Genomic DNA, 22,723 nt, shown 5'->3' with positions numbered 1-22,723 from the left:
TGTTAGTTGGATGAGCTTACAAGTTACCTGTTATGCATATAACAGGCAATGAGGTTACACTTTAAATTTAAGGGATGCGCTGTTTTTCTCCGCGATAGCGGCTTCGTCCAACAAACGGGCCAATATCAACCTCATCAATTTGCTCAGGATCAAGGTATTGTTCAGCATATTGCCTATAAACCCCACTGCTTAAAAATAAGCGGAATATATCCGGGTCGATATGCTTGTCTTTTACCATAAAGCTCATGATGCGTATGGCTTCACTCAGCGTTTTAGCTTTTTTATAAGGACGGTCAGAAGCGGTCAGTGCTTCGAAAATATCGGCAACCGCCATGATTCTTGCGGTGAGTGGCATATCGCCACTATTTAGACGTTTAGGATATCCCGTGCCGTCCATTTTTTCATGATGCCCCCCTGCGATAGCAGGTACATCGGCTAAATGTTTCGGATAGGGTAGTTCCTCCAGCATAATGATGGTTTGCACGATATGATCATTGATCTTAAAGCGCTCTTCGGCTGTGAGTGTCCCGCGCTCTATTCCCAGGTTATACAGTTCACCACGATTGTATTTGTATTCAGGCGTATCGAGACGAAAGCCCCAGGGATTATCTTCTGCTATTTTGTCATTTTCCTCGCGCTCAATAATATGTTCTACTTTGTCTGCGAGTAATTTTTCTTCAACTGGCAAGTCTTGTTCCGGCGCTCTTTGCTTACGCAGCTTTTCTTCCCAGGAAATACCAATAGTATTATCTAAGGTTCTTAGCCATGTTGTACCGGCAATTTCAGTCAGCCGCTCAATTTTTTCAGCGGCCATAAATTCACCGCCTTCATTACACTCGGCAATAAATGCAAAATCCTCATCCAGCTTGTTTAATTCCTTGTCCAGGCCAGCACGCAGGGTACTTGCATCCCCGCCTTTGGCAACTTGTTGCCAATAACGAATTTCTGCATCGCGCTTTAAGACTTCGACGCGCATTCTGATTTCGTGAATCCGGTCATAGATAGTTTCTAACTTTGTGGCTTTGTCGACCACATATTCAGGTGTAGTGACTTTGCCACAATCATGTAACCAGCTAGCGATATGCAGAGACTCCCATTGCTCTTCGTCTAATTGAAAATCCTTAAAGGGCGCTTCATTACTAGCACAAGCAACTTGGGTAATCATTTTGGTTATTTCTGGTACCCGGGCGCAATGTCCACCGGTATACGGTGATTTTGAATCGATAGCGCTGGCGATCAGTTTAATAAAGGATTCCAGCAAGGCTTTCTGTAGCATAAGTAATTGGCGGCTTTCTATCGATACGGCAGCAAAGCCTGAGAGTGCCTGAACAAAGGAAAGGTGCTTATGATTGTGTTGGGTATCAGTCTGTTCTTTATATAATAGACACAGTAATCCGATACTCTCTTCCTGTCTATTGCGTAAAGGAAGTACAATCATCGTAGCGGCGCGAGTAGATAATTTGAGTAGCAATACATTCAGTCCACTGGGTAGTTCTGACGACAATTGAATCACGCTGCTTTGTTTATTATTTAGTGCACTGCCAAGTTCATTGAATTTATCAAGAAATTCAACAGGAATATCTTCCAGGTTTTTGATTTTATCAGCACCCATTTGCATAAAGCTGGGTTTTAACGTGTTTTCTTTATCGTTATATAAATAAGTAAGAGCGCCATCTGCTGCGCTGATCTGCATTGTTTGCTGGGTAATTCTCTGCAATAAAGCGTCCAGGTTTTTTTCATCCGCTAAAGAATGAATTAAAGATAAAAACTGGCTGATAGTCTCTTTCATCATATTCATTGCAGTAGCAAGCGCCGCAACTTCAGCTATCATGGAGCTGTTTTTTACGGGACTGGTAAAATCAAATTGACTGATTAATTCTGCTTCTGTTGCCAGCCGGCGCAAGGGTCTGGATATCTTGCGCGCAAATAACCAGACGATCGGGATAGTAAGCAAAATAATAACAGTTGTTATAAATAATGATTGCTGGCGAATTTTGATGGCTGAACTTAACAGTTCTTTTTCAGGAGAAACCATTAACACATAAAAGCTACTGCCTTCTGTCACCTGCATTTCCCGAATTCCACCTAACCAGGTTTCGCCATTAAAATCGAAGTTAAGCGATTGGGTCTCCAGGCTTAAATCCTGGCTTATAAAGGCCAGCACATCACTGCCTAATTCGGATAATTTAGCCATTTTGAATTGACCGTTATCGAATTTCATAAGTAGGCGATTGATATCTGTATAGATTAAAGCGTCACCGTTTTTCTGGAAAACTACCGTTTCAGATCGGGGTGTGGAATTTTGATGAACCAGAGTGCTGGAAAGTTGGTCGAGTGATATATCAGCTGCTACAACTATACCTTCATGTGCTGTCCGGGTAGTTAAGGTAACCCCGACTTTGCCTGAAAAATAAAATAAATAAGGTTGTGTGGTCGCTGCATCTTCATACTTGAATGCGAGTTTATACCAGGGCCGTTCGCGTGGGTCATAGTTTGTCTCAATGGCAGCATTGCGCGAAATTTCATTTAATGCGTCATCATAGAACAGGCGCAATAAAGAACGCTTGCCTTGTTCATCCGTATCAATAACATCGATGATATAACTTGATCCCTCAGGGGTAGAGAACGTGGTTTGTATATAAGTTGAACTAATCGGCCGGATAATAAAGAAATCACCATCAGGGTAGCCAACCTGAATCGCGGAGAGATTTGTATCATTTTTCAATACGCTCCTGAGAAGGTTTAAGGATTTCGGATCCAGCAGTGAATTTACCTGATCGATAGGGGTCTGAGCGACAAAGTTTATCGCCTGCTTAACTGACTTGCGCGTAGCGCTAAATTCCAGCGCAATGCGGGTGTTAATCTGGTCGAATACCTGGTCACCGGAAGCGATAAGAATCTCGGACGTTTTATGGTAGTTTTGCCAGGTAAGAATGCCCCCAAAAACGATAATCAGGGTAATAAATAAGGAGCTGGTGGTAAAATGCAGCGAGTAAGTAGAGTGTTTTTTTGAGTCTTGCATATGAGTCATCTCCCTGGGTTTAGGCTTGACTTCAATTCTAGTGATAGGGTGTAGCTTGCGCTGTAATCTTATTTAGAGCAAAACTAATTAACAATCTACACTAACCAGCAGGAGTAAAAAAGCTTTAGCTTTTTTACTCCTGACGGAATAGTTAAAGCTGTTCCCCTTAAGTTAGCGAGATCATCTTTCCCTTGATGAGGCTAACTACTAGCCTCCGGGGTTATATATTTCAGCCATTGTTGTGCAGATTTTCTGGTTTTACTGTAATTCAGAGCATGCGTAAATGCTTTATTTGCAGGTGTTATTTGCTCTGTTTCATAATAGCTAATGCCGAGTAAAATATAAGCTTCACCCGCACGCTTTAATCCGCCTTTTTTAAGTGCTTTTTTTAGCGCGTTAATAGCTTCTTGCCACAGTTCTTGTTCGATGTGGATTCGCCCCAGTTGCAGATATAGCTCTCCTTTTGCATGTAATGCAGACGCTTTTTCCAAAGCCTTAACCGCTTGATTATATTCTCTGGCACTGGTCCAGGCATTAGCAAGTAATTCCCAGTTTGCCGAGTTAGCATTTACGCTTTTGGCATCTAGCTCCCTGGCTAATAACGCAGCGGCCTGATAAGGTTGGTTGTTATAAAGAAATAAATTGAATAACTGTTTTATTTCACCTTCAGAATCGAGGAAGCCCTTTTTATACGCTAGATTTTTTATCGCTAATGCGTTATCAAATTGTTTTAATTGCTGAAAAATGGCTGCCAGCTGCTGCCAGTATTCCTTTTTATCCGGAAACAGAGCAATTAAGCGACGTAAAATGCTGGCCGCTTTAGGGTAATCTTCCAGCTCATAGTACAAAGCCAGATTCAGTTGTAACCAGCTTGCCTTGGGTTTTTTGGAATGTTTAATAACATGCTCTATGTATGGCAAGGCTTTACGGTATTGCTGTAATTGCGCATAGGCATTCGCTAATAGAATTCTAACCTGCGTGTCAGTTGTCTGAGGGTGTTTTTTTAACCAGGGAGCTAAGGTATCAACCGCTTTTTGATATTGTTCGGTTGCCATATACAGCTGCCCTAGGTTGAACAAGGTTTCCTGTTGTTGCTCTTCGGTCAATGCATTGCTTGCCAGAGCCTGCTCTAAATAGCTAGCGGCTGGCTTATACTTATTTTCCAGCGCATATACTGATGCCAGGCTGCGCAGGGTAATCGCTTGTTCATAACTATTTTTATCGGCCTCGGCCAGAATTTTTTGTAGTTTCTGTCGCGCTTTAGCGTATTCCTGTTTGGCAATTAACTTCTCAGCTTTATTAAGTTGCTTATAGGCCCAGGGAGAAACCGTTGTGGATTTTTTCTGTTCGGCACAAATTGTAGGTGCTGTGTTTAATAGACTGAGGCTGAGCAGAGCTATTGTCAGGCTATTCCTTATCAAGTTATTCATCGGGATAAGTTAAATTTTAAAGTTTGCGCTGCCCGCTGTTCATAGGCTTCACCGGCGATAATATGTGGCTTAAATTTCCAGCGTTTAATTGCTTTTAAAGCCGCACTATTAAAAATAGAGCTAGGTTGAGCAGCAACGACGACCGCATCTTTAACAGTACCTTCTTTGGTAATGGTAAATTCAACTTTTACCCAGCCTTCAATACGTCGATTAGCAGCGCGCATTGGATAGGTAGGTGGAATTCTTACCAGTGGAATTACATTGGTGCTGATTTCCCCCTTGCCTACTTGCAGCCCAGTCAATACCGAACCACCAAAGCTACTGCTCTGGATAGGGATATCCAGATTGGGCATATCCATATCGGGTATCTCGGTTTGCTTTACCTGGGCGCTGTGTAATTTTAGTTTGGGCTGTACCGGACGCTCTTTAGGTTTGGGTTTTTCAGGTACTAGACGATCTTTGCTTTGAGTTTTAGTATCACGCTTGCTCATTACGAATTCGGTCATGCGCAAGTTACTGGTATTATCCAGACTTTGCTGGTTATTGCTAATCATATAGTACATAGCCCAGAACAAAACGAGGGCAATGGCAGTTCCAGACAATAGCGCAAGTGTAAAACGAATCACTTTGATTCCGACTCTGTTGCAATGGCAGGGTTCATAATGCCAGCTAAACGTATTTGATCTATTACTTGAACCAGAGCTTGGGTCCTGGTGTCTTTATCCGCAGCAATAATGACTGAACCCAGAGGATTTTCCAGGCGTAAACGCGCGACATTGGCTCGTACGGCGCGAAAATCGACCAAGCGTTTATCGATCCACACATCGCCATTGGCTTTAATGCCGACAATAATATTTCCCTGTGGTTTGCTTACGCCCGTTGAGGCGCTGGGACGATTGACATCTATCCCGGATTCTTTGACGAATGAGGTCGTCACTATAAAGAAAATAAGCATGATAAAGACAATATCCAGCATGGGAGTCATATCTATATCGGCATTTTGTTCTGATGAAGAACGATTAGCTCTGCGACGCATAGTTTTATTTCTATATTATCTGTAGAGCGGACTTTAGTCCGCTAGTTATATAAATAGTGCAATGGAATGACGGACTCAAGTCCGCTCTATAGGGACTATTATGTTTTAATTAATGATATTTTAATAAATCAGCGAGGTGATGTGATTCATCACTGACTCGCTCTTCTATCAGCTTACTAAAATACAAGCCGGCGATAGCGATCACCATACCTGCCATTGTTGGAATGGTCGCCTGCGATACACCGCTGGCCATTGCCCGTGCATTACCTGTACCGGTTACAGCCATCACATCAAAAACATGAATCATGCCGGTGACAGTACCTAACAAACCCAGTAAAGGGCATAAAGTAATTAGCACTTTAATGGTGGAAACACTACGGTTCATCTGCATAAAAACTTCAGAAATCAATGCCTGGCGTATAAAAATAGCGTAGGTTGATTTTTTGTCCTCGCGCGCCTCCCAACGTTCCAGACAACTATCTCTCAGAGCAGGGTAATTTTGTCTAAAAAACAATAGCCGCTCGATAATCAGACACCATAAACAGATCGCGACTATTAAAATTAGCCATAAAACATCCCCCCCTGAATAGAGGAAATTACGCAGATCTTCAAAAAATGCGAGTTGCCTAGGCATTATTTACCTGCACGACGGCTCAATATGCCGGCACTTTGTTCATCTAAAATTTGCACTAATGCTTTACTGCGTGAAGCCAGCAAGTTGTGCAGGAACAGTAATGGAATGGCAACGCATAAGCCGAGCATAGTGGTCACCAACGCCTGAGAAATACCATCGGCCATAAGTTTAGGGTCGCCAGTTCCGAATAAACTAATTGATTGAAAAGTTGCGATCATACCTGTGACTGTACCGAGTAAACCTAGTAGAGGAGCAACAGCGGCGAATAGCTTAATCATTGATAGGCCTTTCTCCAGACTGGGTACTTCGCGGGTAATGGCTTCATCAAGAATCAGTTCCAGGGTTGCGGTATCGTCTGAAGAGCTTTGTTCAGTGGCGAATAGTACACGGCCCAGTGGATTATCATCTGAGACAGTTTCATTATGCATTTGCTGATGCATTTTTTTACCGGTAATAGACAGAATAACCAAGCGCAATATGGCATATAGAAAACCTAGCGCACCTAAGGCCAGAATAATATAACCCACAGCGCCACCCTGTTGAATACGCTCCATGGAATTCGGTGTCTGAATCAGCATACTCAGCATTACCCCCCGGGTTGGATCGATACCTAGGGGCTCGGATCCGGAATCAGCATGACTAAAAGTATCAATCAAATCGAGATACCTGCTGGCAGGCTGACGAGCCAGGCTAGTAAGCATATTTGTTTCTGGCGAATAATGTAAATACTCCCCGTTTGCAACAGCATTAAATGCACCGATACGTGTCACATCCGCTTCCTGCCTATTGCCACGAACTTGAATTTCATGTTTAAAGCGTACCACTTTCCCTGATTCGGTCATTTCCTGTTGCAAGGTGAACCACAGCGTTTCCAATTGGTCTATGGTTGGTAGCGCTTTACTTTCGATCATCTCGATCAATGGCCCAGTACGATCGGGGTATTGAGCTGAAACCATTGAGCTAATTAAATTTGCCGTCAAATCACCAGCCGCCTGGCGGGCAACACCAAATAGCTCACCCAATTCACCACTACGCTCTTTTAATTGTGCCTCAAATTTAGCCAGTAATTCTTCATTACTTTCTAGCTGAGTTTTTAATTCCCCGCTGAGTCGCTTTTGTTTGGCGAGTGCGGCTTCAGCTGCTTGCAAAAGTTGTTGCTGATTTTGTTTTTCAGCCAGAAACTCTGCTTCGCGGGTATGGTTGATCTTGCGCTCAACCATTTGTCTTTGTTTTACATCATGCAGCAGCTGATCCAGATCGTTAGAGGCGGCCCAAGTAGTCGTAGAGACCAAATAGCAAAGCAATAAGCTGATAACTAATTTCATTGCTTAGCCTCCTTTGCAGTGGGTATAGGTAAGGTTAATAAGTCCGGGGCAGCTTCTTTACGCGCCATACGTAATCCCTGGCGGATTGAATTGCGGTATTCATTAGATAGTGGTTTCCAGCTTTTTTCTGCATTATTCCAGACCCCTGTTTCACTACCATCAAGACGCTGATAATAGAGAGCAACGCGACCCAGGCGTAAAAAGTCCACCGAACTGATTTTACCCTCTAATTCAATATTGGCGCGGTAAGCCTCTATGGTATTGCCATAATCATTTTCTATTTGGTAGGCTTCAATAATACGCCGGAACTTTTCAGCATTGGTCACATCAGCACGCGTCATCATTGCTTTTAAACTGCTAACACGCTGTTTGCGCTCTTCGGGTAAAAAGGGAATATCGAGCTGTACAAATTGTTCCAGACTTGCTTGCATATTCAGAATCAGTGGAACGATTTCTTGCTGAGTCGTTTCGATTTCTGTCAGCTGTTGCTCAAACGAGGCTTTCTCGATTTCTTGGGAATCCAGTAAGGCCTGTAAATGCTCATTATAGGTTAATAAAGTTCGAGTTTGCCGCGTAACAGAGCGGTATTTCTCTAACATTTTGCGAGTTTGATCATCTAAACCATCGATATGTTTTTGCGATTTTACAGCACTCTTCTGAATTGCATTTTCAGTCTGGATTGTTTTAGAAAGTGTATCGGCAGAAACAGTAACGAAGCTTAGACTGAAAATTGAGGATGCCAGCAGTATCTGACATTTAGGAGATAAAAAAGGCATATAAATAAGGGTTTACTTCTATTAAGAAAAATTATAAAAACTTTACCACAACTAGCATAAAACTCAATGGGTTATATCACTTGTTTTTCCCAAGATAAAGCAAGTGCATAGCCAGGCTGGGAAGGGCTGGCTATGCTAAGGAGCGAGAATTCAATAATACCCGAGTCTGACTTGTTCCTGCCTACGCAGGAATGACGTTTCTTTTGACTGTGATGCCAAAATCCTGCGTCATACTTTCGGATATTATTAAATCCTCGCTCCTAAGCCTCTATTTTAAAGGAATTATAAAGAATCGCTGATGGTACGATTATAAAAAGGCCAGGTTTTAACATGTAAATATTTTCTGATAGGCGTTTTAATGACCGAGACGCATAAGACGATAGAAAATAAACACCAGACAGCCGCATATTCATTAGGGTCATCTGTGGTGACGTCTGAAATCCACGGGCCGACGACATAATGAAACGCGACAAAGCGCCAGGAACCATAGATAACCGGCATAACGAATGCAGCCAGAATATAGGTAAACACATGTAAACCCCAGTCAAAACCAAATAGCCATGATACTGGGCCAGACATTATACCGTTTAAAGGCATCTGCCAGGCGATGTGCCAGGCACCTGAAACAGAGCAAATTTGATCGCCACAAAACCCTTCTGTACCAATAACACACAGACCCGCCCAGGCAAATGGAAACATCTTAACAATCATTGCAACGGCAGCAACTGCGCATAAGGTATAAACAGTCGTTCTGATTTTTAATTTAACACTCTCGGGGATAAAATACATCGCCACCATATTGACGAAAAATGGCTGAAAGGCAACATGCAGGTAGCCAAATAGCGTGAGCATCTGATTCATCGGTGAGCTACATTCATCTATATAGACGTAGGTTGCAGCTTGTAACAACTCCATTAATGCGAAATAAGTTAATGGAATCCATAATTCTTTTGACTCCCCTTTTACTGCAATATAAGCAGCCGTTCCCAGCCCGGCAACTGCTAAGACTGCCGATGCTTCTCCACTCCAACACATACCTAGATTCCTCTGATTGTTACCACCTGAAATCTTCGTCTCAGGTTTTATTATTATTATAAAAAAGTTGCTAATTATACATTATCTCTCACTTATATAACCCATTAATATTGTGTGTTTAATCGCAGTTTAAAAAAATAATGACCGCATTAAACTAAATGCTCACTGAATTGCTTTTACAATGAGCATTGAAATTTTTCATTTCGTCCCGCATAGTTATACTTGATTACCCATAACTCTCAGCTAGACTCCGTCATTCCAGTTACCATTTTAAAACGGGACAAAGCAATGTAGGCTGGGTTAGCTTATCTAGCGAAGCGCAGATAACGTAACCCAGTATTTTAGGTATACGGGGCTTTGCTGGGTTACGTTTTTTTACTTCGTTAAAAAAATCTAACCCAGCCTACGGTGTCCCGTCTTAAGTGCGTAGCCGTCATTCCTGGATGCTTGTAGCAGGGATCTCGTAGGTTAAGCATAGATTCCCGATAAAAGACTTATCAAGGTAGAACAGCCAGTTACCCAACTGCCCCCTCACAGATCCAATGTCATTCGTTTAAGAAACACTCCTATTCGGTTAAGAATCAGATAAACTTCAACCCAACCCACATTCTTATGTTAAAAAATCAAGCGCTATTTCTCCGCGTATTCCATTGCTGTGCTGACTGTTTCGATTCTCTTGCGTAATGACGCCCCTTCCTTTTCTTCAGACATCTTGATTCAGACGAAACTAATTTGAGACCATTTCCTAATTTTTTGCGGATGAAGTCAGCTCATAAATTAAGCGCAGATCGGTTCCTGGATAATTGAGTTCCGTTTGATTGAGTTGTTCAAATAACTTTTCTATTGCTTTATTACTTGCAGGTCGGGAAGTACTATGCACACGTATCCGAAGTTGTTTTTTTACTTCATCGGGTAATATATCTGCTTCTGTCACAAACAGCGTTTGTAATAGTTGCCTTGCCATCGGAAAGTCGATTGTCGGTGAGGTTAGCAGAGCGGCCATTGCTGTTTCTGCCCGATAAGCGATCATGTTGACAGTATCTATCAGCCGCTTTTTCCCTGGCAGAAGCTGTTCGAACTTATCTTCGTCTCTCAACTCTTGCCAGGTAATGTGTTTGGGCGTTTGGCTTAGTTTTTCCTTGATGGTTTTTAGTTCATTTTCATAATGCTCTATTTCTTCGAGTAATTCTGCTCGTTTTCTTTCCCATTTCTTGTATTTCACATCTTCCGTTTCATCTTTTTTAATCACCGGATGAAGTTCCATCGCTGCAAATCGAGATAGACGGTAATTGAGTTTGGATTGTATCGAATTACGCTGTCCTTCCTGTTGGCGCCTATCAGGGTTGACCACCTTTTGGGTATCGGATAGTGGCTCTATTCCATACTCCTGTAGCATATCTAGCCCATAGTGGTGCTTCATATATCTAAAAAAGTTCTCTTGGCACCACCGGCTAAACATTCGCCCAGAAACAGCCGTCAATTCTAGTTCATAGGCTGTGGTAATAATACTGGTTTGGTGACCAGAATCAGTCAACTTGCGCACTTCTCTCATCCACATCGCCTGTTTTTTGGTTCCAACCAGACTGCCTCGTTCGGCGAGTTTCATGATGACTTTTTCACCACTCGGTAGGGTGATCTCCTGACTGGAAAAATTGTCCAGTGGCCAATTTTCGGTGGGAAATTTATGATAGGTCATGCAAGCGACACGATGCTTGTCCCACATCTTTCTAAAGAATGCGGGGCTATAGCCTTCTCTATCAAACACCAGGATAAAACGACAGGCTTGTTTGTTTTGCTGTAATGCTTGTGCACTCGGTTGATTCGGAATGTCTTTGAGTAATCGGGGGACGATATCTTCTTCCAGCGTTTTTAGTAAGCCCGGATCCACCGTTTTTTCAACGACAAAGAAGGGACGCCCCGTACCATCATTAACCCAGTAGTCGGTGATACCCCGTAAGCAGAGTTTTTCGCGTGAAACATGCCGTTTGGGAAGTTTAGTCAAGTGTCCATGATAGACACGGACATGACCATCTATGTAGAGTGTTCCTGCTGCCTCTGGTTCATTTTCCATCCATTGTCGACTGAGGTCGGCCGCCCAGCTTTCAACTGATTCTGGATCAGACAGTCCTTTTACTTTGGTTCTTAAACAGCGCACTTCGGGAACCCGATCCAGGCCAAGTAGTTTGCCGAATTCACCCGGTGCATGCTCGCGAAGTTGTTCGGCATTTTTGATGCGACATAGTCCCATAAAGGCGAGTAGCAATAGGATATGAAAGGTTTGATAATAACCTGTCAGTTTGCCAAGGTGGTGCTCAATGTCATTTAATAAGCCATTGCTAAGTAACGCGGGCAATGCACATAACACACCGCCTTTAGGAACATCTAAACAGGATTCGAATTCGATTGAGGCTCCCTTTTCCTGCTCACCCAAAGCCGCCTGGATTCGCTCTTCTACTCGAGTGCAGGCCGTACCGAGTGACTCGGCTGCACTGGCATCAATAATATCACGGGCTGATTTGGTACTGCCATCATTGGGGTCTATTGATACGGCAGACTTTTTTTTAAACGTCCATCACTGATCGCCTTGCGAAAGGTATCTGCCCGGATGCCTAATTCTTTAGCGGCTTCGTTAGGCGTCATACCTTGATCCAGATATTCCTGAGCTTGCTGCAAAACCTCAAGCGTAAAGAGTGGTCCTCCCTTGCGAGTCGGGCGAGGTTCAAAAAACGAATCAGCCCCTTTTTCTCGTAGTTGCCTTAATGAGCGCATAACACTACTTTTAGAGACACCAAAGGTTGTAATAATATCGATTGAACGACAGGAGCCGGTATTGATGAGTTGAGAGGTGTGAAGTCTAAATAATCTCTTATTGTCAGCCTGGTGAGAATAGATCGGGATACCGCCGAGGAAATAAAACCACTCATCATTTCGGTTATCAACACTGACCTGACCATTTATAATAGTCGTACCCTGAGGAATTATTGGGAGCATGAGTTGCTGCATTAATTGAATACCTCGTATGATATGAGGGCTTAGTTTAACCTAAATGAGTACCGTTTTCATTTCTTTAGCTGAAAATATCAATCATTTGACAATAATTCCCTAACCCTTTAATTATATTGCCTAGTTTAAGTTTTAATGGATTTCTTTCAGGATAGCGAATCAAGATGTCTGTTCTTGTGATAGTAACGTGAAATTGAACAAACCAACTCAGTCATCACCTGATTGATGTAAATACTGGGTGCATACAAAATCTCCTCAAGATGTCGGGCTACGGTCGTTAATGTATTTTTAAAGTTGACCTGAATCGTTTGCTCTGTCTCTGATTCTTCATCGATAGGAAGATTCAGTAAACTCGCCAGCAAATGCTCAGAGGCCCTCGCGCAGAGTCGGCTCATGGTGATTAACACAAAGTGAGCGTACAGTTCTTGTTTGACCGTGCGCTCACTGCGTCCATGAAAATCATCAACCTCAACTAGCTTTTTGCTCACTTTATAAAGCTCCTCAATGCCCCAGCGATCATGATAGACCGATTTCAACGCATCAATGGTGTATTGCTTATCCATTAGCGTGGTGCCAATACAGTAACTCGTGCCATCAATGACATATTTGATGAGACGTATCTTTAGCGGTACAAAGATCATCTAAGGAAATTCTTTTTTGATCTCTCTCTGGCGCGCTTTTGTTGGCATCAGGGTAATGATCTCATCTGTTTTATCACTGTCGATAAATTCATCAATCGCTTTTCCTGCGTGTCTCTTCATTCGAAAGACAGGGTGTACGTCCGCTTGAATGTGCTGGAATAAAGAGGCGTAAGAAAAATAACCGCGATCATAGACGCAAACGTCATTTGGCTCTAGTATTTGTAAATGCGCCAAAGCACACTTGCGTTCATTGCCATGACTGACCAGATCAAAATCATAGGGGATTTTTGATTTAAGTTGATAGCAGCAACTGAGCAGGCCTTGTGGGTAATGGCTGTTTTGTTGTGGTGTGGCATAACCTGCTTTGATTAATTCTCGGGGCAGATTGATCTTGCTACCATCCACTCCAAACAGGCGATGTCCCAACCAGCGTTCTGATGTTTTCTCAGGACAGGCCTGGATAATGCGCTGGTTCAACTCGATAAAAATGGATTCATTCAGTTTTTTACGTGCCTCGGTAAAGGATGAGGCTGAAATGGCTTGTTTTTGGGGCAAGGGAAACTTCATCCGATGGCAATTGTGCCAGAATTCGGTAATGGTGGTGCCATAGCTCTGTGTGTTTTTTGAAAAAACCAGGCGAAAAATAAGAAAAACCAGTAATAATGAGTCTATCACCCGTTTGCGTTTTTGCCAGGTGGCATCGTAGGCAAGAGCCACCTCAGAGATGATATTGACAACCTTGCCCCATAAGTTTAAAAAGTCGTCATCAATGATCGATTTTTTTTGGCTGACAGGTTCATTTTTCAATACGGCTCTAAAGTGTGGATTAAGCGGAAAAACAAACAACTTCTTAATGGTGCCCTCTTTATTATCCGTCGCCTTTTGCCAGTCTTTGCCACTGGTTTCACCGATATGTGACCAATTAGCAGCGAGATAACAGGTGCCGTGGTATTGCGTGGTGTCCACAAAGGTTTCAATCAAGACGGGACGGTAAGCGTGCGTTTTATCCCAATCATCTGCAATTTGACGAGTCACGATAGATAAGGCGTGACTGGCTAAATTTTAAGGCCGCACCGATAGGATGACGATAACCCAGGTAATGATGCCGATCAACGAGCTCATTCCAAAGCGCGACATCCGCCTTATCTGTGACAACCTCTAATTCTATAGGCCCCAAGGAACTGAGCTCACATTCAATAGGTACACCAGGAACCGATTGTGATGTCCAGATGATCGGTTTTGATTCGCGTTTCTTTTGAACGCGTTTTACCGGTAAGCTGATATAGCCCAATTTTTCCAGCTTAGCTAAGGCGCTTAGGCAGGCATTAATTTTATTGCGTTTTTTTGCCGTGACCCAGTGCAAATGTTCGCATAGCGTTTCGGCAAGTTCGGTCAGGCTTAAATTGGGGAACGTGTTAACGGTTTGCTGAACGTAGGCGAGTTCTTTTTTAGAAAAATAACGAGCAGAAAGTGTAAGGGGTTGGGTAATAGCTGTTGTCATTATGTTGCCTGCCTGCAAAAATTAAATTATCCATGCTTATGTTGGCAGATTAGATGGATATAGTTAAGGCAAAAAGTAACTGAGGAAAGTGTTGCTTAAGCTTATGAGTTTTAATCACTTTATTTTTTTTTGTTATTTTTGTATTTAAGTGAATGACATTGCTCACAGATCCCAGCGTGCGAAATTACCGCACTGGGCTCTTCTGAACTGCTCGCTTCGCACTTCGCTACACGTCTATTCTTAGAAATCATGACATATCCTTGGTTTCGCAATTCCAAAGTCTTTTACCAGTCCTTTAAATCCTTTTACATTATAGCTCCTACGCTGACTGCGCCTATTAAGCCATTTGTAAAGAAGTTGCCAGACTCGGTAAACAAAACTGTTTAAGCTTTGATAGTTTCCTCGAACACCGTAGTAATTATAATAACCTTGTAATTTCCTATTCAGTTTCATAAATAGTGCTTGAACGGAAATAACTAAATTCCCTTTAAAATCAGATAACTATGCTATAATAACAGCTAATAAAACGATTGAAGATTAAAAATCGCCATTTTAGTGTTTTTCATACAAAACACATAAGTCACTGTTTTTAAATAGGTCTTGTTATCCAAAAAGTGCATTAGCAAATACTGAGCCTTCAATATCAGCCCTCTATTAGCAAAACTTCGCCGCAAAAAAAACCATGAGAAATGTCATATCATCACAACTGGAAATAGGACAAGTCGATATTGCCAACATCGTCATTGATGTCACATCACGCGATGATATTCCACTCATCCTGCTGGGCTTGCAACACATCTATACAACTGGCCCTTTAAAAGAAGCTGTTTTCAAAATTCTTCAAGAAGTCATCCCGCGCAAGAACAAAAAAGGCAGTGATGAAACAGCTGCCGTCTCATCAAATAAAGGTCGTCCCGGCATGGAACAGTGGCGTATTCTGGTATTAGGCACCTTACGGGTAGCACTCGGTGCTGACTTCGATCGTATCCAGGAACTCGCCAACGAACATCGAACGCTCAGAATGATGCTAGGGCACGGTACTTTTGATGACAAAAACTATCGCTTACAAACCCTAAGAGATAATCTAAAGTTATTTACACCTGAGATCATGGATCGCATTAATACTGAAGTCATTCGCTCGGGTTATCAGTTGCTTAATTTAGAGTCCACTGCATCCATTCAGGGGCGTTGCGATTCATTTGTCTTAAAAACCGATGTTCACTTTCCAACCGACATTAACTTGCTTTACGATGTGATGAGGGTCTTATTCCGTCAGTGTGTTTACTGGTGCCAGGAACACGACCTTCCCGATTGGCGGCAGCATAAACATAACCTCACTGAATTCAAACGACAATATAGACGGATTCAAAAGCTGCGTCATTCCACCTCGAAGGACGAAAAGAAAAAACGGGCTCAGGCCGATTTGATTTGTAACGCACATCAGGTTTATATTGATTTAGCTCAAAAGTACCTGAACCGAGTCACTCAAAGTTATGCGTTATTAATAAGCACCTATAAGGTTCCAGAAGTCCTATTGCTTAAGATGCAAACCTTTCTCCAGCATGGCGATCGACAAGTCGATCAGATCAGACGACGCGTGATTGAGGGAGAAACCATCCCTCATGATGAAAAAGTATTTTCCCTGTTTCAGCCACATACCGAATGGATTAGCAAAGGCAAGGCAGGGGTTCCCGTTGAATTAGGTATACGCGTCTGTATAGTTGAAGACTACCACGGATTCATACTGCATCATAAGGTCATGCAAAAAGAAACGGATGATAAAATAGCCATAGGTATGGTTGAAGCGACACAAGCGAAATTTCCAGCGTTCAATGCGTGTAGTTTTGACAAAGGCTTTCATAGCAAGAGCAATCAAAGTGGGCTGAAAGAGATACTTGATGAAGTGACTTTGCCGAAAAAAGGGAAATTATCGGTCAAGGACAAGGAACGTGAATATGCCGATCAATTTAAACAGGCCAAAAAGAAACACTCAGCTGTTGAGTCGGCCATTAATGCATTGCAGGTTCATGGATTGAGTCAATGTCGGGACCATGGAATTGATGGTTTTGAACGCTATACCGCACTGGCTGTATTATCAAGGAACATACAAAAAGTGGGCGCAATTAAACGAGATATGGAACGACAACGATTGGCCAAAGAAAAAAAGAAAGCCGCTTAAGTTTTTAAAGAAAGTGGCCTTACTGAGGGATTAGTATGTCTGAAAAGTGGCACAATAGCATTGTGCTGAGCAAATTCGTAATAATGGGTGGATTGTTATCTCAACTAAGCCAAATCGGAAAATATTATGGTAGATTGGGTGTGATGTTTTTTTAAAAAACTGACTTTTCGTTCAGGCACTAAATAGAATCTTCTTCGGTAAGCTACTGTATTTCTTGAACCAGACTTTAAACTTCGCTAAAGATGCTTGAAGTTTATCTCGTGAGGTACGACGTTTCAAGATAGGCTTACCCCATCTATTAACACCCCAGAAAAACTCAAAGCCTAGAAAGTCAAACTTAGGCTTAAGTCGCACTTTGCAGTGACTAAACTCAATAATTCGAGTCTTGTCTTCTGCAACTTGCAAACCAAAACCCTCTAAACGTTGACCCAAAGCTTTGTAAAATCGCTCAGCATCTTTTGAATTTTCAAAGGCACAGACGAAATCATCCGCATAACGGCAAACATAAACTTGCCCTCTGCTGTGTTTCCGTACTGTTTCTTCAAACCATTCATCTATGACATGATGGAGGTAGATGTTAGCCAATATCGGTGAAACGACCCCGCCTTGCGGCGTTCCCGTCACTGGATGCGTGACTTGCCCATCTATTTCCATTATCCCAGCTTTTAACCATTTACGGATAAGATTCAGGAAGCGTTTGTCATCTATTCTTTTCGCTAACATTTCTAACAGCAGATCATGATTAATGTTCGTGAAGAAGCTTTTAATATCAGCTTCAACCACACTGTGATACTTTCTTGAATTAAGCTCACTGCTTAAGTCTTTTACGGCTTTGAGTGCTCCAATTCTTGGTCGGTATCCATAACTGCAGCTTAGAAAGTCCTGCTCGTAGATGGCTTCCAGTATCTTGGCTACGCCCCTTTGCAGGAGTTTGTCCGCGATGACCGGGATCCCTAGTGGACGTAACTTGCCGTTCGTTTTGGGAATGTATTTTCTAAGAACCAACTTAGCCCGATAAGTATTTTCTTTGACTTGCTTTACCAGTTGCTCAATATTCGGTAGTAGATTTTCTTCGTATGCTTGCGCATCAATTCTATCCACTCCCGCGCTTGCTTTTCGGTTGATAAAATCCCAACACCAAAACAAGTAACCAACGGTTAACATTCCAAATAAATTCCGAAATCGGTAAGTTATATCCTGTGTCGCTTTGTTTGCTATCCCCTGCAGGGAGGTTTGCTTCATTAGTCCAGTCCTTCATGTCTGGGTAAAGTTGCCTTTGCAGGCTCAGACATCTTGATTCGCTATCCTGAAAGAAATCCATTAAAACTTAAACTAGGCAATATAATTAAAGGGTTAGGGAATTATTGTCCAATGATTGATATTTTCAGCTAAAGAAATGAAAATGGTACTCATTTAGGTTAAACTAAGCCCTCATATCATACGAGGTATTCAATTAATGCAGCAACTCATGCTCCCAATAATTCCTCAGGGTACGACTATTATAAATGGTCAGGTCAGTGTTGATAACCGAAATGATGAGTGGTTTTATTTCCTCGGCGGTATCCCGATCTATTCTCACCAGGGACAATAAGAGATTATTTAGACTTCACACCTCTCAACTCACCAATACCGGTTCCTGTCGTTCAATCGATATTATTACAACCTTTGGTGTCTCTAAAAGTAGTGTTATGCGCTCATTAAGGCAACTACGAGAAAAAGGGGCTGATTCGTTTTTTGAACCTCGCCCGACTCGCAAGGGAGGACCACTCTTTACGCTTGAGGTTTTGCAGCAAGCTCAGGAATATCTGGATCAAGGTATGACGCCTAACGAAGCCGCTAAAGAATTAGGCATCCGGGCAGATACCTTTCGCAAGGCGATCAGTGATGGACGTTTAAAAAAAAGTCTGCCGCATCAATAGACCCCAATGATGGCAGTACCAAATCAGCCCGTGATATTATAGATGCCAATGCAGCCGATGTGCTTGGTACGGCCTGCACTCGAGTAGAAGAGCGAATCCAGGCTGCTTTGGGTGAGCAGGAAAAGGGAGCCTCAATCGAATTCGAATCCTGTTTAGATGTTCCTAAAGGCGGTGTGTTATGTGCATTGCCCGCGTTACTTGGCAATGGCTTATTAAATGACATTGAGCGCCACCTGGGCAAACTGACAGGTTACTATCAAACCTTTCATATTCTATTGCTACTCGCCTTTATGGGGCTATGTCGCATCAAAAATGCCGAACAACTTCGCGAGCATGCACCGGGTGAATTCGGAAAACTACTTGGCCTGGATCGGGCTCCCGAAGTGCGTTGTTTAAGAACCAAAGTAAAAGGACTGTCTGATCCAGAATCAGTTGAAAGCTGGGCGGCCGACCTCAGTCGACAATGGATGGAAAATGAACCAGAGGCAGCAGGAACACTCTACATAGATGGTCATGTCCGTGTCTATCATGGACACTTGACTAAACTTCCCAAACGGCATGTTTCACGCGAAAAACTCTGCTTACGGGGTATCACCGACTACTGGGTTAATGATGGTACGGGGCGTCCCTTCTTTGTCGTTGAAAAAACGGTGGATCCGGGCTTACTAAAAACGCTGGAAGAAGATATCGTCCCCCGATTACTCAAAGACATTCCGAATCAACCGAGTGCACAAGCATTACAGCAAAACAAACAAGCCTGTCGTTTTATCCTGGTGTTTGATAGAGAAGGCTATAGCCCCGCATTCTTTAGAAAGATGTGGAACAAGCATCGTGTCGCTTGCATGACCTATCATAAATTTCCCACCGAAAATTGGCCACTGGACAATTTTTCCGGCCAGGAGATCACCCTACCGAGTGGTGAAAAAGTCATCATGAAACTCGCCGAACGAGGCAGTCTGGTTGGAACCAAAAAACAGGCGATGTGGATGAGAGAAGTGCGCAAGTTGACTGATTCTGGTCACCAAACCAGTATTATTACCACAGCCTATGAACTAGAATTGACGGCTGTTTCTGGGCGAATGTTTAGCCGGTGGTGCCAAGATAACTTTTTTAGATATATGAAGCACCACTATGGGCTAGATATGCTACAGGAGTATGGAATAGAGCCACTATCCGATACCCAAAAGGTGGTCAACCCTGATAGGCGCCAACAGGAAGGACAGCGTAATTCGATACAATCCAAACTCAATTACCGTCTATCTCGATTTGCAGCGATGGAACTTCATCCGGTGATTAAAAAAGATGAAACGGAAGATGTGAAATACAAGAAATGGGAAAGAAAACGAGCAGAATTACTCGAAGAAATAGAGCATTATGAAAATGAACTAAAAACCATCAAGGAAAAACTAAGCCAAACGCCCAAACACATTACCTGGCAAGAGTTGAGAGACGAAGATAAGTTCGAACAGCTTCTGCCAGGGAAAAAGCGGCTGATAGATAATGTCAACATGATCGCTTATCGGGCAGAAACAGCAATGGCCGCTCTGCTAACCTCACCGACAATCGACTTTCCGATGGCAAGGCAACTATTACAAACGCTGTTTGTGACAGAAGCAGATATATTACCCGATAAAGTAAAAAAACAACTTCGGATACGTGTGCATAGTACTTCCCGACCTGCAAGTAATAAAGCAATAGAAAAGTTATTTGAACAACTTAATCAAACGGAACTCAATTATCCAGGAACCGATCTGCGCTTAATTTATGAGCTGACTTCATCCGCAAAAAATTAGGAAATGGTCTCAAATTAGTTTCGTCTGAATCAAGATGTCTGATTATATTGAATATAAATAAGTATTAGTTGTTTTTAGTTTCTCTATTTACGTAATAAAAAATGGGTTGGTGCGTTAATTTTCCATATATTGTCATTATATTGATAATAATATGGAAAATATCAATAGATTTTTTTATACGATCTCAGTAAGGTTCTACTTATGGATATGTAAAATAAATTCAAGCCGAATCCCGATCTAAAACTTATCGAACAGGTGCGTGAGGTCATGCGCTATCACCACTATCAATATCGCATAAAGCAAAGAGTCTTTGATTTATGATTTTTAACAATACCGCTGACTGGGTCATAGTTATAAATAAAGGTTCTGTCTCCGGTAAGTGTGAAAAATACAATCCAATTTCTTAGTACCCAAAGCAAAAGTTTTGAGGCAGGATCGTGCAATGTATAATTAAGCTTATTTTATATATCCGTGTTCCAGTATTTTTCCAATTAACAAATGAGTCTCAAGATCTTATGTGATGTACTGATTGACTGATATACGCAGCTAGTAAGACACAAATAAGTAAAATTAAACATCCACGTTCTTAGAACGTGGTTTTATTACATCCTAGAAAGGTGTTTTTAGCATCGTTGGTGCTCAAAAAATAGGTGGGAGTGCAATAGCTTTAGCTATTGCCGTTGCGGAAAAAGCTAAAGCTTTTTTTACTCCCATTTTTAAGCCTTGTTAAAAAGGTAGCCCTAGTTTATACCGCTTTTCTTAACACTCTATAATAGTGTCAGGCTGAGCCTACGAACCTACCCACGCCCACAGGACGTGGTTATTGTTTTTAATATCACCTAAATCCTGCAAGCATTATACATAATAATCCACAAAACTCCTTATTAAACAATGATATAATATCATTTTCCTGATTTCACTATCTCATTGTTTTAATGAAGCCCTCTAAAGTATCAAAATCCTCATCTCACGTAAGAAACCGTACCCGAACGGTAAAAATGACATCTACAGCACATGGATTGACAAGCCAGGCGGGACTGATTCCCGTCGTGAAATATTTAGACAGGATAGGTTTTGAAAAAACCGTAAAACAAAGCGTTCCACATCGGCGGGGTGAAAATGCAGACCATCACTTATCTGATGTGGTTCTATTGACGTTGGTTGGCATGATGGGGGGAGCAACATCAATGGCAAAGGTGACGACCGTATGGGCAGATAGCGTACTGCGCAAAGTAGCTGGCTGGATAAAGATTCCTGTTGAAACCACAATTTTACGGATCTTTAAAGAAGTAAGTGATAGGCAGATAAGCCAGTTTGAAACGCTCACGCATACTTTGCGTGGTCAACACTGGCGGCGATTGCTTCGTTCCGGAAAATCGAAAACTGGCATACAATCCGTCCAGTGGGTCGATGTCGATTCAACTGTGGACACCGTTTGTGGTCGACAAGAAGGAAGTGCCAAAGGCTTCAACCCCAAAAAGAAAGGTGCCCGTTCATACCATCCACAACTCGCTTTTCTAGCGGAAACAAAAGAAATTTTACAAGCCTGGTTCCGGACAGGCAATGCCTTTACAAGCAATGGTGTTGTAGAATTTACCAAACAGTTACTTGCACACTTGCCCAATCGGATGCGCATTATTTTTCGCGGTGACAGTGGTTATTTTGTCGGTGATTTGCTTGAATTTCTCGATACCAGAGGGCATGGGTATCTAATAAAGGTTAAACTTAAGAATTTGAACGCATTGCTGGCCAAACAGGCCTGGACAGCCATACAAGGCCGACCCGGTTGGGAGCAGAGCGAGTTTCAATATCGTTGTGGTGGCTGGTCTCGCTCTCGTCAGTTTGTCGCGGTCAGGATAAAGCAACCTAAACAAGTGACAGGACCTCAGTCCGAGCTTTGGGATACGGCAGAATATGACTATTTTTGTTATGTAACAACTGAACCTCTATCGCCTTGGCAAACACATAAGAAGTATGGTGAACGAGCGACGTGCGAAACATGGATTGAAGAAGCAAAATCACAAATGGGTTTAGGTAAAATCAGAACGAATCAATTTCTGGCTAATGCCGCATTATTTCATTGCGCCGTTCTTGCCTACAATACCGTGCGCTGGATGGCTCAATTGAGTGGCAACAAAACGTTGTGCCAATGGGAGCCGGATACACTTCGTACTTATCTGATTCGGGTGGCTGGAAAATTACTCACAGGCAATAATCAGCTGAGAGTCAGAACACCTGCAGATCCGCTCTATCCACAGGAATGGGATGATTGGGTTAAGGTGGGGTTACTCGCTTAACATTAACCGAAGTTAAGTCACTTTGATTAAAAGGTCATGGCACGTTGGCAGGGTGTTTATTGCCTTGGGCTCGGGGGATATCCATACGATACAAAAAATTTCCTCTATTTATGATTTAAATCTGGATATTTT

General features: G+C 42.4%; 20 protein-coding genes. 5 read left to right on the top strand and 15 right to left on the bottom strand.

The window, feature by feature from the left end:
* Positions 1 to 67 precede the first annotated feature (67 nt).
* The 14 genes from ACQY3F_RS21560 to ACQY3F_RS21495 form a co-directional block, all read right to left on the bottom strand.
* The gene (locus ACQY3F_RS21560) at positions 68 to 3,022 is read right to left on the bottom strand and encodes an HD domain-containing phosphohydrolase (protein ID WP_428357154.1); all 2,955 of its coding nucleotides are present in this window, start codon (positions 3,020 to 3,022) and stop codon (positions 68 to 70) included.
* A 200-nt stretch (positions 3,023 to 3,222) separates the two neighbouring features.
* Positions 3,223 to 4,452, bottom strand: a complete 1,230-nt coding sequence (locus ACQY3F_RS21555; protein WP_428357152.1) for a tetratricopeptide repeat protein — start codon at positions 4,450 to 4,452, stop codon at positions 3,223 to 3,225.
* Entirely contained in the window at positions 4,449 to 5,006 is a 558-nt protein-coding gene (locus ACQY3F_RS21550) for a TonB family protein (protein WP_428357150.1), read from the bottom strand. Before ACQY3F_RS21550 ends, ACQY3F_RS21555 begins: the two co-directional genes overlap by 4 nt.
* Before the next feature lie 68 nt (positions 5,007 to 5,074).
* A complete protein-coding gene (locus tag ACQY3F_RS21545) occupies positions 5,075 to 5,488 on the bottom strand; it encodes an ExbD/TolR family protein (RefSeq protein ID WP_428357149.1) in 414 nt (137 codons plus the stop codon).
* Positions 5,489 to 5,597: 109 nt separating this feature from the next.
* Positions 5,598 to 6,122: a MotA/TolQ/ExbB proton channel family protein gene (locus tag ACQY3F_RS21540; RefSeq protein ID WP_428357147.1), complete on the bottom strand. Its 525-nt coding sequence runs from the start codon at positions 6,120 to 6,122 to the stop codon at positions 5,598 to 5,600.
* A complete protein-coding gene (locus ACQY3F_RS21535) occupies positions 6,122 to 7,447 on the bottom strand; it encodes a MotA/TolQ/ExbB proton channel family protein (protein ID WP_428357145.1) in 1,326 nt (441 codons plus the stop codon). The genes ACQY3F_RS21540 and ACQY3F_RS21535 overlap by 1 nt, the downstream gene beginning before the upstream one ends.
* On the bottom strand, positions 7,444 to 8,223 hold the full coding sequence (locus tag ACQY3F_RS21530) for a DUF3450 domain-containing protein (RefSeq protein WP_428357143.1): 780 nt from the start codon (positions 8,221 to 8,223) through the stop codon (positions 7,444 to 7,446). Before ACQY3F_RS21530 ends, ACQY3F_RS21535 begins: the two co-directional genes overlap by 4 nt.
* Positions 8,224 to 8,505: 282 nt before the next feature.
* On the bottom strand, positions 8,506 to 9,258 hold the full coding sequence (locus ACQY3F_RS21525) for a DUF5765 domain-containing protein (RefSeq protein ID WP_428357142.1): 753 nt from the start codon (positions 9,256 to 9,258) through the stop codon (positions 8,506 to 8,508).
* Between the two features lie 745 nt (positions 9,259 to 10,003).
* Positions 10,004 to 11,758 carry a putative transposase gene (locus tag ACQY3F_RS21520; protein ID WP_428357615.1) on the bottom strand — a complete coding sequence of 585 codons (1,755 nt, stop codon included), beginning with the start codon at positions 11,756 to 11,758 and terminating at the stop codon, positions 10,004 to 10,006.
* A 38-nt stretch (positions 11,759 to 11,796) separates the two neighbouring features.
* Positions 11,797 to 12,261: a hypothetical protein gene (locus ACQY3F_RS21515; protein ID WP_428353676.1), complete on the bottom strand. Its 465-nt coding sequence runs from the start codon at positions 12,259 to 12,261 to the stop codon at positions 11,797 to 11,799.
* A 146-nt stretch (positions 12,262 to 12,407) separates the two neighbouring features.
* Complete coding sequence (locus ACQY3F_RS21510) at positions 12,408 to 12,902, bottom strand: hypothetical protein (RefSeq protein WP_428357140.1); 495 nt, start codon at positions 12,900 to 12,902, stop codon at positions 12,408 to 12,410.
* The gene (locus ACQY3F_RS21505; RefSeq protein ID WP_428357138.1) at positions 12,903 to 13,937 is read right to left on the bottom strand and encodes a transposase; all 1,035 of its coding nucleotides are present in this window, start codon (positions 13,935 to 13,937) and stop codon (positions 12,903 to 12,905) included.
* On the bottom strand, positions 13,915 to 14,403 hold the full coding sequence (locus ACQY3F_RS21500) for a hypothetical protein (protein WP_428357137.1): 489 nt from the start codon (positions 14,401 to 14,403) through the stop codon (positions 13,915 to 13,917). Before ACQY3F_RS21500 ends, ACQY3F_RS21505 begins: the two co-directional genes overlap by 23 nt.
* Positions 14,404 to 14,643: 240 nt before the next feature.
* A complete protein-coding gene (locus ACQY3F_RS21495) occupies positions 14,644 to 14,877 on the bottom strand; it encodes a group II intron maturase-specific domain-containing protein (RefSeq protein ID WP_428357778.1) in 234 nt (77 codons plus the stop codon).
* Positions 14,878 to 15,085: 208 nt separating this feature from the next.
* On the opposite strand from ACQY3F_RS21495, the gene ACQY3F_RS21490 reads away from it, so the two are divergent.
* Positions 15,086 to 16,582, top strand: a complete 1,497-nt coding sequence (locus tag ACQY3F_RS21490; RefSeq protein ID WP_428354718.1) for an ISNCY family transposase — start codon at positions 15,086 to 15,088, stop codon at positions 16,580 to 16,582.
* 171 nt (positions 16,583 to 16,753) lie between these two features.
* On the opposite strand, the gene ltrA is transcribed toward ACQY3F_RS21490, so the two are convergent.
* The gene (ltrA, locus tag ACQY3F_RS21485; RefSeq protein ID WP_428357136.1) at positions 16,754 to 17,824 is read right to left on the bottom strand and encodes a group II intron reverse transcriptase/maturase; all 1,071 of its coding nucleotides are present in this window, start codon (positions 17,822 to 17,824) and stop codon (positions 16,754 to 16,756) included.
* Between the two features lie 214 nt (positions 17,825 to 18,038).
* On the opposite strand from ltrA, the gene ACQY3F_RS21480 reads away from it, so the two are divergent.
* From ACQY3F_RS21480 to ACQY3F_RS21465, 4 genes are all read left to right on the top strand, one after another.
* Positions 18,039 to 18,173 (top strand): hypothetical protein, encoded by a 135-nt coding sequence (locus ACQY3F_RS21480; RefSeq protein WP_428354266.1) that lies wholly within the window; start codon positions 18,039 to 18,041, stop codon positions 18,171 to 18,173.
* Positions 18,118 to 18,501: a hypothetical protein gene (locus ACQY3F_RS21475; RefSeq protein ID WP_428354267.1), complete on the top strand. Its 384-nt coding sequence runs from the start codon at positions 18,118 to 18,120 to the stop codon at positions 18,499 to 18,501. The genes ACQY3F_RS21480 and ACQY3F_RS21475 overlap by 56 nt, the downstream gene beginning before the upstream one ends.
* 59 nt (positions 18,502 to 18,560) lie before the next feature.
* Entirely contained in the window at positions 18,561 to 20,294 is a 1,734-nt protein-coding gene (locus ACQY3F_RS21470) for a putative transposase (RefSeq protein WP_428357134.1), read from the top strand.
* Positions 20,295 to 21,229: 935 nt separating this feature from the next.
* Complete coding sequence (locus ACQY3F_RS21465) at positions 21,230 to 22,591, top strand: IS1380 family transposase (RefSeq protein WP_428352972.1); 1,362 nt, start codon at positions 21,230 to 21,232, stop codon at positions 22,589 to 22,591.
* The last annotated feature ends 132 nt before the right edge of the window (positions 22,592 to 22,723 follow it).

Source organism: Methyloprofundus sp., from assembly GCF_965251085.1.
In the GTDB taxonomy this organism is placed as follows: domain Bacteria; phylum Pseudomonadota; class Gammaproteobacteria; order Methylococcales; family Methylomonadaceae; genus Methyloprofundus.
This window is presented reverse-complemented; position numbering and strand designations above follow the sequence as displayed.

What these genes read in the sequence shown, in the direction of transcription:
- ACQY3F_RS21510 (WP_428357140.1), bottom strand. Translation starts at nt 12,902, where the DNA reads ATGATCTTTGTACCGCTAAAGATACGTCTCATCAAATATGTCATTGAT.
- ACQY3F_RS21535 (WP_428357145.1), bottom strand. Translation starts at nt 7,447, where the DNA reads ATGAAATTAGTTATCAGCTTATTGCTTTGCTATTTGGTCTCTACGACT.
- ACQY3F_RS21545 (WP_428357149.1), bottom strand. Translation starts at nt 5,488, where the DNA reads ATGCGTCGCAGAGCTAATCGTTCTTCATCAGAACAAAATGCCGATATA.
- ACQY3F_RS21475 (WP_428354267.1), top strand. Translation starts at nt 18,118, where the DNA reads ATGAGTGGTTTTATTTCCTCGGCGGTATCCCGATCTATTCTCACCAGG.
- ACQY3F_RS21515 (WP_428353676.1), bottom strand. Translation starts at nt 12,261, where the DNA reads ATGCAGCAACTCATGCTCCCAATAATTCCTCAGGGTACGACTATTATA.
- ACQY3F_RS21490 (WP_428354718.1), top strand. Translation starts at nt 15,086, where the DNA reads ATGAGAAATGTCATATCATCACAACTGGAAATAGGACAAGTCGATATT.
- ACQY3F_RS21555 (WP_428357152.1), bottom strand. Translation starts at nt 4,452, where the DNA reads ATGAATAACTTGATAAGGAATAGCCTGACAATAGCTCTGCTCAGCCTC.
- ACQY3F_RS21525 (WP_428357142.1), bottom strand. Translation starts at nt 9,258, where the DNA reads ATGTGTTGGAGTGGAGAAGCATCGGCAGTCTTAGCAGTTGCCGGGCTG.
- ACQY3F_RS21500 (WP_428357137.1), bottom strand. Translation starts at nt 14,403, where the DNA reads ATGACAACAGCTATTACCCAACCCCTTACACTTTCTGCTCGTTATTTT.
- ACQY3F_RS21480 (WP_428354266.1), top strand. Translation starts at nt 18,039, where the DNA reads ATGCAGCAACTCATGCTCCCAATAATTCCTCAGGGTACGACTATTATA.
- ltrA (WP_428357136.1), bottom strand. Translation starts at nt 17,824, where the DNA reads ATGAAGCAAACCTCCCTGCAGGGGATAGCAAACAAAGCGACACAGGAT.
- ACQY3F_RS21540 (WP_428357147.1), bottom strand. Translation starts at nt 6,122, where the DNA reads ATGCCTAGGCAACTCGCATTTTTTGAAGATCTGCGTAATTTCCTCTAT.
- ACQY3F_RS21560 (WP_428357154.1), bottom strand. Translation starts at nt 3,022, where the DNA reads ATGCAAGACTCAAAAAAACACTCTACTTACTCGCTGCATTTTACCACC.
- ACQY3F_RS21530 (WP_428357143.1), bottom strand. Translation starts at nt 8,223, where the DNA reads ATGCCTTTTTTATCTCCTAAATGTCAGATACTGCTGGCATCCTCAATT.
- ACQY3F_RS21550 (WP_428357150.1), bottom strand. Translation starts at nt 5,006, where the DNA reads ATGATTAGCAATAACCAGCAAAGTCTGGATAATACCAGTAACTTGCGC.
- ACQY3F_RS21465 (WP_428352972.1), top strand. Translation starts at nt 21,230, where the DNA reads ATGAAGCCCTCTAAAGTATCAAAATCCTCATCTCACGTAAGAAACCGT.